Origin of the sequence: Anaeromyxobacter sp. SG17, assembly GCF_022690695.1 — a bacterium.
GTDB lineage: Bacteria > Myxococcota > Myxococcia > Myxococcales > Anaeromyxobacteraceae > Anaeromyxobacter > Anaeromyxobacter soli.
The window spans coordinates 1-14,163 of sequence record NZ_JALCYX010000095.1 but is presented as its reverse complement, the minus strand read 5'-3'; the positions used below and the strand labels follow the sequence as shown (position 1 = coordinate 14,163).

11 protein-coding genes and 1 pseudogene are annotated in these 14,163 nt (G+C 71.5%); 3 read left to right on the top strand and 9 right to left on the bottom strand.

Features of this window, described 5'->3' with window-relative positions:
* Positions 1–453: 453 nt before the first annotated feature.
* The 8 genes from cglE to MNY60_RS21400 form a co-directional block, all read right to left on the bottom strand.
* Entirely contained in the window at positions 454–1,071 is a 618-nt protein-coding gene (gene cglE, locus MNY60_RS21435; RefSeq protein WP_242340876.1) for an adventurous gliding motility protein CglE, read from the bottom strand.
* A gap of 10 nt (positions 1,072–1,081) precedes the next feature.
* Positions 1,082–3,076 carry an adventurous gliding motility protein GltG gene (gene gltG, locus MNY60_RS21430; protein ID WP_242340877.1) on the bottom strand — a complete coding sequence of 665 codons (1,995 nt, stop codon included), beginning with the start codon at positions 3,074–3,076 and terminating at the stop codon, positions 1,082–1,084.
* A gap of 6 nt (positions 3,077–3,082) precedes the next feature.
* Entirely contained in the window at positions 3,083–3,358 is a 276-nt protein-coding gene (gene cglF / locus MNY60_RS21425) for an adventurous gliding motility protein CglF (protein ID WP_242340878.1), read from the bottom strand.
* Positions 3,359–3,429: 71 nt separating this feature from the next.
* Positions 3,430–4,770, bottom strand: a complete 1,341-nt coding sequence (gltE, locus tag MNY60_RS21420; protein ID WP_242340879.1) for an adventurous gliding motility TPR repeat lipoprotein GltE — start codon at positions 4,768–4,770, stop codon at positions 3,430–3,432.
* A complete protein-coding gene (locus MNY60_RS21415) occupies positions 4,767–8,297 on the bottom strand; it encodes a tetratricopeptide repeat protein (protein WP_242361820.1) in 3,531 nt (1,176 codons plus the stop codon). Before MNY60_RS21415 ends, gltE begins: the two co-directional genes overlap by 4 nt.
* A 22-nt stretch (positions 8,298–8,319) precedes the next feature.
* Positions 8,320–10,269 carry an adventurous gliding motility protein GltC gene (gene gltC / locus MNY60_RS21410; protein ID WP_242361818.1) on the bottom strand — a complete coding sequence of 650 codons (1,950 nt, stop codon included), beginning with the start codon at positions 10,267–10,269 and terminating at the stop codon, positions 8,320–8,322.
* An 8-nt stretch (positions 10,270–10,277) separates the two neighbouring features.
* A complete protein-coding gene (locus tag MNY60_RS21405) occupies positions 10,278–11,042 on the bottom strand; it encodes an outer membrane beta-barrel domain-containing protein (RefSeq protein ID WP_242361816.1) in 765 nt (254 codons plus the stop codon).
* The gene (locus MNY60_RS21400) at positions 11,039–11,869 is read right to left on the bottom strand and encodes an outer membrane beta-barrel domain-containing protein (protein ID WP_242356693.1); all 831 of its coding nucleotides are present in this window, start codon (positions 11,867–11,869) and stop codon (positions 11,039–11,041) included. Before MNY60_RS21400 ends, MNY60_RS21405 begins: the two co-directional genes overlap by 4 nt.
* 212 nt (positions 11,870–12,081) lie before the next feature.
* Here MNY60_RS21400 and cglC point away from each other — a divergent pair, with 212 nt between their 5' ends.
* Together cglC and MNY60_RS24420 are read left to right on the top strand one after the other, a co-directional pair.
* Positions 12,082–12,519 carry an adventurous gliding motility lipoprotein CglC gene (gene cglC, locus MNY60_RS21395; RefSeq protein WP_242340884.1) on the top strand — a complete coding sequence of 146 codons (438 nt, stop codon included), beginning with the start codon at positions 12,082–12,084 and terminating at the stop codon, positions 12,517–12,519.
* Positions 12,516–12,980: a DUF192 domain-containing protein gene (locus MNY60_RS24420; protein WP_242340885.1), complete on the top strand. Its 465-nt coding sequence runs from the start codon at positions 12,516–12,518 to the stop codon at positions 12,978–12,980. Before cglC ends, MNY60_RS24420 begins: the two co-directional genes overlap by 4 nt.
* Positions 12,981–13,026: 46 nt before the next feature.
* Here the strand turns inward: MNY60_RS24420 and MNY60_RS21385 are convergent, their stop codons facing one another.
* The gene (locus tag MNY60_RS21385; protein ID WP_242361814.1) at positions 13,027–13,392 is read right to left on the bottom strand and encodes a TIGR02266 family protein; all 366 of its coding nucleotides are present in this window, start codon (positions 13,390–13,392) and stop codon (positions 13,027–13,029) included.
* 61 nt (positions 13,393–13,453) lie between these two features.
* Here MNY60_RS21385 and MNY60_RS21380 point away from each other — a divergent pair.
* A pseudogene (locus tag MNY60_RS21380) lies at positions 13,454–14,163 on the top strand (type VI secretion system protein); the annotation flags it as partial.

The window sequence follows — 14,163 nt, the reverse complement described above, 5'->3', positions numbered from 1 at the left end:
CCTCTTTCGAGGCCGACTGGCATGGTGATGCATCGGAATTGTTTGCAAACTCAAGGAATGCGGGTCCGCATTCCGTCGTAGGCTTGCTATTCAGTTTTCAAAGACCGAACGAACCCTCCCGATCCGTCTCCGGCTCGGGCCTGACTTGCGCGGTGTCTCGAGGACAATCCGTTCCGTCAGCGAGGGCGGCGTATCTACCATCGGCTCCGGGGCGCGTCAACTGCCTTTCTTCGCGCCGCTTCGCCTCATCGCCGGGACGCCGCCTTACCGCCACCCTCGCGTCCCGCCGGGGGTTCGAGGAGGAGCTACTCCGCCTCGAACCGCGCCGCGCGCTGCATCTCGTCGCGGCGGGCGAGCATGTAACACGGGTCTTTCCGCAGATCCATCCCGCACTCGAAAAAAAAACGGCGCCGTCTCCGGCGCCGCGTGACCTCTCGAGGAGCGGGTCGCTCGCTAGAACGTATAGCGGACGGTCGGGTAGACCGCGAACCCGCTCGCCTTCGCGGTGGTGGCGTACACGTAGTCCCCCGCGAGCCCCACGGAGAAGTGGCGGAGGCGCGTGAAGTACTCGATCCCCGGTCCTCCGGCGACCACCAGGTCGTCGCTGCCGAAGAGCCCCTCGGGATAGCTGCGGGCGTAGCCCCCGCGGCCGTGCAGGTACACGTAGAACCGCTCGAAGTCGTTCCGGTCCTTCGCGCCGAGCACCGCCACGCGCAGGTCCAGGCCCCCGTTGTAGAGGCTGAACGCGCCGTAATTGTCGTTCGCGCGCTCGTTCCCCCCCTGCCCGTAGAGCGAGACGGAGATCCGCTTGCCGAGGTCCACGCCGACGTTCGCGCCGACGAGCAGGCCCCCGGCCCGCCCGCCGCCCTCGCCCGCGTAAGGGAACTTGGCGCGGTCCGAGGTGGGCGTGTCGAGGAGGCCGAGGTAACCCACCTCGAACCCGATGAAGAAGCCGCGCTCCACGTCGCGGAACCGCGCCGCGCGCGGGTCCTCCTGCAGCGCGGGGGCGGATTCCTGCGCGAGGGCGAGCAGAGGTGCCGCGAGCACCACGGCGAGGACGAGTCGCTTCAAGGCCGTCTTCCTATTCCCCGCCCGACGAGCGGAGGATCCACGGGTAGGTGATCACTGCGATCCCGCCACCCTTGGGCTTCGGGAACTGCCAGCTCGTGATGCGGGACATCATGCACTCGTGGACCTTGGCGTCCTCGAGCGTCGTCGCGCCCCCGTCCACCTGCGGGCTCGCCGCGGACCCGTCGCCATTGATGATCCACTTGATGGAGACCTTGCCCTGCAGCTTGGGGTTGATCGCGAGCTGCTGCTCGTAGCAGTAGCGGATCTGCGCGGAGTGCTCCTGGATGACCTTGCGGATGAGCTCCTTGTCGATGGAGCCCATCACCACCGCGTTGCCCGTCGCGACGTTCACGTCGCGATCGCCCTTCTTGCCGAGGCCGCCGACGCCCGTGCCGTAGCCGGCGTACCCGCCGCCACGCCCCTTCGTGCCGACCGCGCCGATGCCGATGGTCTCACCGGAGCCACCGCCGCCCTTGCCCGAGCCGCGGATGCCGAGCCCGCCGAGCCCGTAGCTGTCGCCGACGACCGGGCCGAACATGTTGCCGACGGCGCCCTTCAGATCGCCGCCGAGGCCGCCCGAGCCGAACACCGTCGAGAGGCCCGCCGAGCCGCCCCGCCCGAGCACGCCGAGCAGGCCGGTGCTCTTCACGATCTCCTTGGCGTTCGGGTCGATGGCCTTCGGGGCCGAGCGGGCGTTGGTCTTCGGGGCGTCCTTCTTGCCCATCTGACCCTCCTCGCCCTTGTGCTTCTCGGCCATCTCGCCCGGATCGCCCTTCTTCTCGCCCTTGGGCGCGTCGAGCTTCTTCTGAGGCTCGGGGGCCTTGATGATGAACTTCGCCATCCGCGAGGGGTTCTTGAACAGGTCGTCCGCCACGACGTCGGTGTCGTAGGGGAAGTTGTTCGCCGCGACCATGAACCCGGCCTGGACGAAGAACAGGACGAGGAAGAGGTTCAGGAACTGGTAGTTGATGCGCTCCCAGAAGGGCGCGCCCTTCACCGGCTCCGGCCGCTTCGGCCGCGCCTCGACCGCGAGCTGCGCGCCGATCTCGGCGCGCACCGCGCCCGCGCGAGGGACCGGGATCCAGTAGGCGCCCTCGACCTTCTCGTCCTGGGCGGCCTTCTTGGCGCGCACCAGCTCGCCGAACGTCTGGGTGCCGGCCCGCTCTTCCAGGACGCCCGTCATGCCGCGCCGGAAGGTGAAGCGGTACTCGCCGTCCTCGAAGCGCAGGACCGGGAAGTCGTCGACCGGGAGCCCCTCGAGCCGGACGTCGCACTTCGGGCTCTCGCCGAGCAGCACCGGCGCCTTCGGCTGCACGAACGTGCCCGCCTCGAGGAGCGTGTCGCCCCACAGGACGCGGAGCTCGACGCCGAGGTCGGTCTCGTGGGAGAGGTCCTCGACCTCGGCCGCGGCGGCGCGGCGCGTGCGCGGGGCGGCGGTCCGCGCGGCCTTCGCGGCCGGCTCCGCCACGGGGCGGGCCGGAGCGGGGGCAGGAGCGGCGCTCTGGGGTGCAGGCTCGGGAGGAGCCGCCGCCGCGGCGGGCTCGGCCGCCGGCGGCGTGGGCGCCTCGGCCGCGTGGACGGCCTTGCCGTTCGTGGAGCCGTTCGCGTGCGTGCCGTTCGCGCGGGCCGGGGCCGCGGCGGCGACCGCGGGCGCGGCCACGGCGTGGTTCGGCGTCGCGGCGGTCTCCGACAGCGCCGCGCGGGCGTCGGGCGACTCGAGCACGATGCGCAGGCCGCCGAGCGTGATCTGGTCGCCCACGCGCAGGGCGCCGCGGCTCACCTTCTTGCCGTTGACGAACGTGCCCTCCGCGCTGCCCATGTCGATGATCGAGATGGCGCCGTCGGGCGCGACCTCGATGACCGAGTGGATGCGGGAGATCTTGTCGTCCTCGAGGCAGAGGTGCGCCGAGGCGAGACGCCCGATCTTGATGATCTCGCGGTTGAACTGCTCGCTTCGTACGAGCTCGTCGCCGCGGAAGACCGTGAGGGTGATGGGGGTGGCCATGGGTTCCTAGAGGTCGCCGGACGCCTGCATCACCTTGTCGCGCCAGTTTTCGCGGATCTTGATGAGGTTCGAGTGATCGACCTTGCGGCGCGCCTCGACGTACTCGCCGTCGGGACGCTTCAGGTCGCCCTCGATCGTGTCGTCCTCGAAGTTGATGACGGTCTTCTTCTCGTACTCGACCTTCGGCTCCTGCCCGGAACGCTGCGCCTGAGCCGGCTCGCGCGACTGCGCGAGGGTGGCGAGCGGGAGGGCAATCGCTGCGACGGCGAGAAGGTTACGCATCTTCGGGACCTCTTTCCTCTCGAAAGCTTACCACCGTGGCAGAGCGAGCAAGAAGCGCCCGCCTCCTCGCTTCAGCGTGCGGGGACCTGTGTGGATGTGGTCGCCGCGCCCGCACCCTCGGGAGCCGGAGCCTGCGCGCCGGCCGGCTTCGCCGCGCCCTGGCCCGCCTTCTTCGCCGCCTCCTCGGCGGCCTTGCGCTCGGCGTCGAGCTGCATCTGCTTCGCCGCCTCGGTCGCCCGCCGGTTCTCCTCCAGGATCTGCATGCACTCGCGCTCGAGCCGGGGAGCGGCGGAGTCGGTGGCGGCGACGGGACCGGCGGCGCGCGCGTACGCGCGGAACGCGTCGATCGCCGGCTGGCACTCGTTCTTCACCCGCATGTAGAGCACCCCGCGCGCGAGGTGCACCTCGGGCAGCGTCTCCCCAGCAAGCTTCTCCGCCTCGGCGTAGGACGCGAGCGCCTCGTCGGGCTTCCCGAGGTGGCGTCTCGCGACCCCGAGGGCCAGGTGGACGGGGGCGTTCTTCGGCTCCACCCGGAGGATGGCCGCCGCGTGCTCTGCGACCGCGGCCCAGGCCTGCTTCCGCGTGGCGGCCTCGAGCAGGGCGTACCGCGCCGGGAGGTAGTCCGCCGACAGGGTGAGGGCCTTGCGGTACTGCGCCGCGGCCCCGGCGTCGTCACCCTGGCGGGCGAGCACCTGCCCGCTCACCCAGGGGAGCTCGGGATCCTTCGGGTCGAGCTTCTGGGCGCGGAGCGAGATGAGGTTCGCGAGTTCGAGCTCGTTCCGCTGCAGCGCCACGCGCGCGAGCACCTTGTTCGCGCCGACCGAGGAGGAGTCGCGGAGCAGCGCCTCGCGCGCGAGTCGCCACGCCTCGTCGAGCTGCCCCGAGGCGCGGTAGAGCGCCGCGAGCCGGGCGCGGGCGATCGCGTCCTCCGGGAAGTCGTGGACGACGCGCGCGTAGACGGCGAGGGCCCCCGGCGCGTCGCCCTGCTTCTCGAGCAGCACGCCCAGGTTCACCGCCGCCTGCCGCAGCGAGGGCTTCGCGGCGAGCGCGCGCTCGTAGGCCGCCCGCGCGCCGGACGCGTCACCCTGCCCCTCGAGCGCCACGCCGAGGTTGTAGCGGGCCTCGGGGATCTCCTGCTCGTCGAGCACGGCGCGCCACTTGCGCTCGAGGTGCGCCCAGTCGGTGGGGACGCCCAGCTTGCGCTGATCCTCCTGGGCCTTCAGCGCCTCCGCGAAGAGCCGCTCGGAGCGCGCACCGCCGGTGTCGCCCCCGGCCGCGGGCGCGGCGGACGTCGTGGAGGTGGACGCCCGGCCTCCGCCCTGGTGCGCGTCCGTGGGCCGCGGGCGGGAGCCGGCGCAGCCGATCGCGCCGGCGAGCAGGATCGCGGGGAGGACTCGTCGGGTCGTGGTCACGGCAGCAGGTCCTCGTCTTCCTCGTCGGCCTTCTTGCGTTCCTTCCGCGACGGCAGCGGATCCTCGCTCACGACGCGCCGCTGCGAGTCGGCGGCGGACGGGGCGCGCGCCTCGCCGCGCTGCGTGGCCGGCGTCACGCGGAGGGGCGGCAGGGACGGCTCGGCGTGGCGAGCCGGCGGCGCCTTGGACGCCGGGGCGACCGGCTGGATCTGCGCGAGGATGCCGTAGCCGCTCGGCGCGTCGCGCGTCTCGGGCTGCGCCACGCGCGGCAGCACCTCGGGGGACGGCCCGTACTCGTCGGGCTTGTACTTCATGAGGATGGAGGTGGCCTGCTTCGCGCAGTCGTTCACCACGCCGTAGTCACGCGAGGCGTTCATCGCGAGCTCGAGCCCCTCGATCGCCTTCTGCTCGAGCGGCTCCGCGACCTGCGCGAGCTGCGCCTTGTACTCCTCCACCAGCGCCTTCTGCCCGCGGATCTCGCGGGGGATGGGCGCGTCGAAGAGCGTCTGCGCGAAGCGCTTGTAGCCGAGGCCGATCTTGTAGAGCGCGCAGATGGCCGGATCCGCCTGCTTGAGCTTCACCACCTGGCCGTAGGAGCCCTCGAGCTGCTTCAGCTTGCGACCCTTCACCTGCAGCTGCGCCTTGAGCTGCTTCGGCGCGACGTTCAGGGTGATCCGGTCGTACTCCACGAACTCGGGCTCGAGCTCGAGGTACATCGCCTGCGCGGCCACCGGCAGGCCGCGGTCCTTCACCCGGCCCTGGTTCCGCTTCCAGTAGTGGAGCGCCTCGGTGTAGGTGTCGCGCGCGAGCCGCGCGCTGCCCGCCTTCTCGTAGAGCTTGGCGATGCGCTGGGTGACGGCGAGCCACTCGTCCGGATCCCGCGCGTAGCGCTGGCGGTACTCCTCGAGCTGCTTCAGCTCCTTCGAGGGCTGGCCGCGGCGGCCGTACAGGTCGGCGAGGGAGAGGAAGATGCGCGGCGCGTCGGCGCCCTTCGGCCAGGTCTCGAGGTAGGCCTCGCTCGCCGCCTCCGCGCGCGCCCACTCCCTGAGGCCGGCGCGGAACACGGCCGCGTTGATGATGGCGTCGTTCGCCTTCTTCTCCTCGTAGGCGGCCGCGGGCTGCGCCGGCGCCTCGGGGGCCTTGGCGGCCTTCGCGGCCTTCGCGGCCTTCGCGTGGCGGGGCGCGCCCCGCGGCTCGCCCGCCGCGCGCTTCCACTCGCGGAAGTAGCGCTCGTAGAGGTCGGCGGCCTTCGAGAAGTCGGCGATCGCCTCGTACGCCTCGGCGTTGTCGTAGAGCGACTTCGGCGCGAGCTCGTGCCCCGGGTAGCGCTGCAGGAACTGCTCGCGGACCTCCATCGACTTGTCGAGCCGGTGGGCGCGGCCGTAGTCGACCGAGGCGTTGTAGAGCGCCGTCGGCGCGAGGCGCGACTGCGGCCAGTCGCGCGAGAACGCGATGTACTCCTCGGCCGCGGACTCGTAGTCGCGCGCCTTCTCCCGCTCCTCGATGATCTTGAAGGCGCTCTGCTCGATGACCCGCGCGAGGTCGTCCTTCAGCGCCGGGTGCGCCTTGAGGAGCGCGGCGTTGGCGTAGAACCGCTTCGCCCAGCCGTTCACGTTCCGCCAGTCGCCGAGCAGGTTGTAGGCGTCGAGCACGAGGTTCGTGGAGTAGCCGGCGAGCTCGTGCTCGGGGTGGTCGAGCGCGATGCGCGTGAAGAGGTCGGTCGCCTCGGCGAACGCGTTGTGCCGGTAGTGGATGTTGGCGGCCTTGTAGGCGACCTCGACCCACTTCTCGGCCTTCGGCTGGTACTTGAGGTAGCGCTCGCAGGCCGTGAGGAGCTTCTGGCGCGGCGGGGCGAGGGGGAGGCGCTTCTTCGGATCGGTGGGGACGCGCTTCTCGGTCTCGTCGAGCTTCTTCGCGACGAGGTCCCACGCGAACACCGCGTTCTCGAGCGCGTCCTTGAAGAACTTGCCGGGCTTCGCGGGCGGCTTCGCCTCCACCGCCTTCACGTCCTGCAGGGCCACCCGCTCGTACTCGGCGCCCGCCCCCTCGAAGTCGGCGAGCGCGTAGCGGAGCTCCGCGTGGAAGAAGCGCATCTCGTACGCGGTGGGCTCGTCCGGGAAGACGTCGAGGTAGTCGCGGTACACCGACGCGGCGAAGCCGGCGACCGGCTCGTCGCGCGTCTTCTTCCACTCGTTGTGGTACTGCACCGCGAGGATGCGCAGGGTCTGCTCGGCGTCGCGGCGCGCGTCGGCGAGCACCTTCTTGCCCTTCTCGTCCTTCGCGGCGGGCGACGCCTCGATGTCCCGCAGCATCTTCACGAACACGTGCGCCTGCTGGACCGCGGCCTCCTTGCGGCCCATGCGTCCGGCGGAGGTCACGACGCGCGACTGGTAGAACGGCGCCTCCGGCGAGAGCGGCTTCTCGCGGATGAGCCGCGCGTAGACCAGGATGGCGTCCCGATCCTTGCCGTCGCCGTAGTACAGGTCGGCGAGGGACCGGAGCATGTCCCACCAGCCCTTCTCGCCGCCGACGCGCCGGAACTCCTCGGCCGCGGCCTCGGGCGAGCCGACGTGGCTGTAGGTGCGGACGTAGTCCTTCCGCGCCTCCTTCACGAGCGCGAGCTTCTTGTCGGCGGGGACGGTGCTCGTCGGCAGCTCCCCGAAGTAGATGACCGCGCGGAAGAGCTCGAGCGACTGGTCGTACTCGCCGAGGTTGTAGTGCACCCAGCCCTGCTTGTAGAGCGCGTAGGCGTAGACCGAGCTCTCCTGGTACTCGGACGCCTTCTTGTACGCCTCGAGCGCCCGCTTCAGGTTGCCGTTCCGGTCGGCCTTGTTCGCCTTCTCGAAGTAGTACTCGCCGAACGCCATCCAGGCGTCCGGGACGTAGCGCGAGTTCGGGTAGCGCTCGATGAGCGCGCGGTAGGCCTTGAGCGCGTCGGGGTCGAAGCGGTCGTGCTGCGAGAGGTTCTCGGCGAGGAAGTAGAGCACCTCGTCGAGGCGCGGGTACTTCGGGTACTTCGCGATGATCGCCTTGTAGAGCGCGACCGCCTGGGCCTGGAGCTTGCGGGACTGGCCCTCGAGGTCGGTCTTCTCCGCCTGGAGCCGCGCGGCCTCGGCCGGGTTGCCCTTGCCGAGCGCGATGAGCTGGTCGTCGCGCCGGTTCGCCTGAAAGAAGAAGTACTGCGACTCCTCCCACAGGAGCTCGGCGAGCCGGAAGTACCACTGCGGCGTCTCGACCTGCGAGCCGCCGCCGAGGTCGATGAGCTTGCGGAGGGAGGTGATCTCCTCGCGCCGCTTGTCCGAGACCTGGACCTCGATCACCTTGCGGAAGGACTCGAATGCGAGCGCCGGGCCGCCGGCCTCCTTGGCCCCCGGGCGCGCCGCCTCGAGCGTGCCGCCGAGCGCCGCGTCCGGCGTGACCGAGCGCTTCTGGCCGAGGTCCGCCTCATGGGGCGGGGCCTTGGGATCTGCACCTGCCGTGGAAACGCCGAGCGCCAGGGCGACGCCGGCGACGAGAGCACGATGCATCCTCGAGGCTCCTCTCCGGGGACTACCGGGCCGCTGCGCGAGACCGCGGCAGGCGGTCCTTGCAGCCCTTCGTGAGCGTGTACGAGTACGTGCCGAGCTCGTCGCGCCAGAACTCGCCCTCGTAGGGCCAGTAGAGGTGCTCGTCCGAGACGGCGGTCGAATACTTGAGGTCGCGCAACACCTCCACCTGGCTCCCCCGCGCGAGCGCGCCCTCGAGGGCCTCCCGCTCCTTGCGCGACACCTCGATCTGGATCCGCAGTGCCTGGGCGAGCAAGGTCCGGAGTGAGTCGCGCTCGTACTCGAGCTTGCCCCGGGCGCGCGCACCGGCCTCCTGGACGAGCGCCGCCTTGTCGGCGCGCAGCTTCTCGAGGAGATCCTTCGCGAGCGCCGACTCGCGGAGCTCCGGGCGCCGGCCGCCGATGCCGTGGTCCATCTCGTCGTCGATCTCCCCGATCGACTCCGCGAGGCGGCGGATGTTCTGGTCGGTGTAGGCGACCTTCAGGATCCGGCGCATGATCGCGCCGCCCTGACCGTGCGGGGACCGCTCGATCACCTCGAAGTACGCCTCCGGCGTCTGCGGCCGGCCGGTGATGCTCGCGAGCTCCTGGTACACGGGCTCGTACAGCCGCGAGAACGACTCCAGCACCCGGCGGGCCTCGGGGTAGCGGCAGTTCTCGTAGTAGACGATCGCCTCGAGCACGTAGGACTCGGGGAAGTACTCGTCCTGGAAGTACGGGGACTGGAGCGTCAGCAGGTTGCCGAGGGTCTTCTCGTAGTCGCCGATGCGGTAGTGGGCGTAGGACGCCTCCCACAGCCCCTCGAGCCAGCGCTGCCCGCCCCAGGGCATCTTGCCGTAGTACCAGATGGCGTAGCGGTTCTGCCGGTTCTGGTAGTGGATGCGCGCGAGCTGCAGGAAGGCGAGCTCGCGAAGCTCGGGGTCCGGGTGGCGGCCGCGCTTCGGGTTCGTGAGGCGGATGACCTCCTTGAACGCCTCCACCGAGGCCGGGTCGTCGCCCTGCGCGAACAGCACGAGCCCGTCGACGAAGCGCGCCTTCGCGTACACGTCGCCCGAGTCCTCCCCGGCGGACGGCGCGTCGGCCGGAACCGGTGGCCTGGCGCCGGCCTCGCGGCGGACGAGCGACGCGAGCCGCCGCGCCTCGGCCCACGCCGCCTTCGCGTCGGCCGCGCGCCCGGCGTCGGCGAGCGCCCGGCCGCGCTCGAACTCGTACTTCGCGAGCAGGAAGTGGAAGCGGTCCTCGTAGACGGGCGGGAAGCCCCACTGCGCGTGCTTGGCGACGCGGTTCAGCACGGGCTGCTCGTTCTTGAGCTTGCGCCCGACGTGGAACACCCACTCCAGGGCGGAGTGGTAGAAGCGCGAGCCCTTGGGGCCCTTCTCGAGGATCTCGTCGAACGCGGCCAGGGCCGAGTGGTTGAGCCCCATGCGCACGAGCGCCTTCGCGCGCTGGTAGCGCGCCTCGTCGTGCACCTCGGCGAAGCTCGGCTCGCGGAGGATCTGGTCGAACGCCAGGGCGGCGGTCTCCGTCGCCTTCTCGTCGAGGAGCTTCTTGGCGGCGGCGAGGCGCTCCTTCGCGACGGCGGTCGCCTTCGGATCCGCCGGCGCGAGCTTCAGGCCGGGGAGCTCCTGCGGCGGCGCCTCGGGCGCGCGCGCCGCGGGCGGAGCCTGCTCGGGCGGCTCGCCCGGGAGCGCCTCGACCGGCTTCTCCGGCTCGGGCGCGGGCGCGGGGAGCGGGGCCGCCTCGCGCTTCTGCGTCGCGGGCGGCGCCTTCTGGGTCTTCTGCGCGGGCTTCTTCTTCGCCTGCGCCTTCTTCCTGGCGGGCTTCGCCTCCTCCTTCTTCGGCGCGGAGAGGTCGATCCCGAGCTGCGCGTGGGCGGCGGGAGCGCCGAGGAGCGCGAGGAGGAGGGCGGCCAGGCGGCCCCTCGACGACAGGAGATGGCGGGTGGAGCCAGTCATGGTCGGGCTCACGGGAGCGGGCGGTTGCTGAACGGGAAGAAGAAGGAGAGGCCGAGCTCGGTGAAGATCTGGTTCTGCCAGTCCTTGCCCGCTCCGTTGTTCGGCACCTCCACGCCGTAGACGTAGTCCTTCACCTCGAGGCGGAGGGCCAGCCACTCCTTGAGGAACAGGCGCGCCCCGAGCCCCACGTGTCCGCCGACCGTGCTGACGAGCGCCGGGTCCTTCCCGCTCGCCGCCAGCGCGCCGGCGTCCGACGGCCCGAGCACCTCGTCGTGCGAGATGAGGTCCGCGCCCGCGAGGATGGACAGGTCGAAGTGCGCGACCTTCTCCGCGAACACGTTGAGCTTGCCGTACACGGGCGCCCAGGCGAGCTCGGCGCCGACGATCCGGCGCAGCTTGCCGGGGACCTGCAGCAGCATGGCGTCGTTCGCGTCGACGCAGCCGCTGTTCTTGGGGCAGACCACCGCGGAGCCCGTCGGCCGGGTGGCCCCGAGGGCGCCCTGCACGGAGAGGGACCAGGCCTCGGTGAAGTGGTACCCGAGCTTCAGGCCGCCGAAGTACTTCGAGTAGAACGCGTCGTTCAGCGACAGGTTGCCGGTGGCGGTGAGCTCGACCCGGCCGGCCTTGCGGTAGAGCTGGCCGGAGACGGGAGGGATCTTCCCCGCGAAGGCGTCGGCCTTCGTCTGGGCGAGGGCGGCCCGGGGCGCGGCCACGGCGAGCGTGGCGAGCGCGGCGAGCGCGAGGACGCTGCTTCTGGCGCGGCGCGCGGTCATGGGTAGACGTACTCGAAGCGCGGGGGGAAGAAGAACGACAGGCCGACGTTGGCCACGAACACGCTCTGGACGGTCCCCGGCACCGAGAGGATGGGCTGGTCCGGGTAGAGCGTCGCCATGAGCCCGAGCTCGAAGGCGAGCCATTCCTTCGGATAGAAGCGGACGCCGCCGCCGAGGTCCGTCGCGAGGTGCGGGCCCTCGTTGCGAGGCTCGAGGCTCGTCGCGCTCCAGACGAGGCCGAAGCCCGCCGCGAGGAACACGTCGAAGTGGAGGATGTCCGAGCCGAGGACCGAGGCCTTGCCGTACACCGGCGACCAGATGCCGTCGAGCATCGCCTGCCCGTAGAGCTGGGACGTGAGCAGCTGGCTCTGGAACGCGATCTTGCCCTCGCGGACGTTGTCGGTGCGCAGCCGCTCGTAGTACGTGCCGCGCACCGCCACCGCGAAGCTGTCCTGCAGGTTGTAGGCGAGCCGCAGGCCTCCGCCGAACTTCTGGTAGAAGGCGTCGTTCACGGTCGCCGAGAACATCGGCGTGAGCTCGAGCCGGCCGCGCTTCAGGAAGCCCTTCCGCTGGACCGCCTTCACGCGATCGCCGAGCGCCACGTCCTCGTCCGTGAAGGGCAGGAGGGGCCGCTTGTCCTTCTTCTCCTTCTCGGGCGCCGCCGCGGGACGCTCGCCCGCCCGGGCACCGCCCGGCTGGGAGAGGTCCATCGGCGGCTGCTCCTCGGCGTCGGAGGGTGGCCGCTGCTCCGGCGCCTCCTGAGGAGGCGGCTGGGTGAGATCGATGCCGGGCACCTCCTGCGCGAACGACAAGGCAGGAGAGAGCACGACCGCTAGCCAGGTTGCGAGGAGCGTTCTCATATGAGGTGGCATGGGCAGCGCCCGGTGGGCATCCTAGCCAAAGGGCGGTGGAGGGGCAACGAACCGGCCCGGCAGAAAACCGCGTGCGTACGCGGCTGTACGTGACTGTCGGCTATCGACCGCTCTCCTGGACGCTTGCTTGTCGGAGGGCGGAGCGCGTGCTAACGATTCCGCGACCCATGCGCTCCCCCGCCTCCAAGCTCGCCGTCGCGCTCGCCTCCATCATCGCGCTCGCCGCGTGCCAGAACCCGGACGTCGGCGAGCCCTGCACGCTGCAGTGGGGAAGCGATAGCTCGCTCCCTCCGCCGACCCCCACCAGCGCCATCGGGGACTACTTCCAGTCCGGCAACACCGCCTGCGACGACCTCGTCTGCATCGTGTCCCCCGCGAGCTCGGACTCGCGCTGGGCCAGGAAGTGCGACGCGGCGAACGGCGAGAACTGCGGCTACTGTTCCAAGCCGTGCGTGTCGAACCAGGACTGCTACACGAGCGAGACCGGGCTCGTCTGCGACATCCTGCTGCCCGACGAGAACTTCCTGAGGACGCTCGATCCCGCGGTGCGCGAGCGCTACCTCGGGGACATCGCGTTCTCGTCGTTCTGTGTCGTGCCGCGGTGACGCCGCGCCTCGTGCGCGCCCTCCCGGCGCTCCTCGTCCTCAGCTGCGTGAACGCCAAGGGAACCGATGCGCCCGCGGCCGCCGCCCGGGTGGTGGTGGAGACCGCCGCCGGAGCGCGCCACCCGGTGCGCGTGGAGCTCGCCCGCACCGAGGCGGAGCACACGCGGGGGCTCATGTGGCGGGAGCGACTCGATCCGGACGCCGGCATGCTCTTCCTCTTCGAGGAGAGCGAGCCGCGCGGCTTCTGGATGAAGAACACGCTCATCCCGCTCGACATGCTCTTCATCGGCGACGACGGGCGGATCGTCGGGATCGTCGAGCGCGCCGCGCCGCTGACCACCACGCTCCGCGAGGTGGGCGCGCCGAGCCGCTACGTGCTCGAGGTGAACGGCGGCTGGTGCGCCGCGCGCGGCGTCCGCGCGGGCGACCGGGTGCGGTTCGAGAACGTGCCGAGGTTCTGAGGTACAGGCCGTCGCCCGGCGGACGGGGCGACTCCCGAGACCACGCTCACGGCTTGTGCAGGAGCCTCCGCGCGAGCTGCGGGCCGAGGCTCTCCGACATGAGGTCCTCGACGGTCGCCTCGAACTCGGCGCGGTCGCGCGAATCCCCCCAGACGAACCGGATCCCCATCCCCGGGGCGTCGCCGCCCGTCGCGGCGTGGACGACCTCACCCGAGAGCTCGAACGTCGCCGGGCGCCCCGGGATGGTCAGTCGGAAGAGGAACCGGGTGCCCACCGGGAGCGCCTTGCGCGTCTTGATGAACGTGCCGCCCTTCGAGATGTTCTTCGTGTAGTCGGCGAAGAAGCTGTTCAGCTTCTTGTAGTCGACCTTGAGCTCGATCGGCGCGCGTGCGTGCTCACGGTTCTCCGTCATCCCGCGCCATGTTATCCCGGAGCCGGTGCGGCCGACAGCGCGCGCCGGCAAAGGCCTTCCCGTGGAGCCACGGTTCCTCCACATCGCCGCCGCGCTCGCGCGCCGCCGCACGGTCCGCGCGGGCGGCGTGGCCCTCCTCGCCGCGGGGTTCGCGGGCGGCTCGCTGCCCCTCCTCGACGCGCCGGGGTACGAGCTCGGAGAGGCGGGCGCCCTCCTCGCGGCGGCCCTCGCGCCCTTCCTCGCGCTCGCCGCCGTGCGAGCCGAGACGGACCGCCCCGCTCCCTCCCCCGCGGCGGCGTTCGGCGGCGCCGTCCTCGTGCTGTCCGCGCTCCTCGCCCTCCTCTTCGCCGGGAGCGTGGCGCGGGCGGCGCTCGGGCCCTGCAGCGCGCTCACCCGGGCGGCCGCCTTCTTCCCGCTCCTCGCCCTCCCCTCCGCGCTCCTCGCGGCCGCGGTCGCGACGCTCGCCGCCGTCGCCGCGCGAGGGCGAGCGCTCCTCGCGGGCGTCCTCTACGCGGCGACGCTGGCCGCGAGCCTCGCCTTTACGCTCGTGACGGCCTACCGCGGCCCGGCCGCGTTCCTCTTCGATCCGCTCCTCGGCGCCTGGCCCGGGCCGCTCTACGACGAGGCGCTCCCCATCGACGCGCGCCTCCTGCTCTTCCGCGGCGAGGCCGCCGCCTGGGGAGCGGCGCTCGTCGCGCTCGCCGAGGCCGCCCTGCGCGCGCGCCGCGCCGGGCTCCGCGGCCCCGCGCCGCTCGTCGCGCTCGGCGCGCT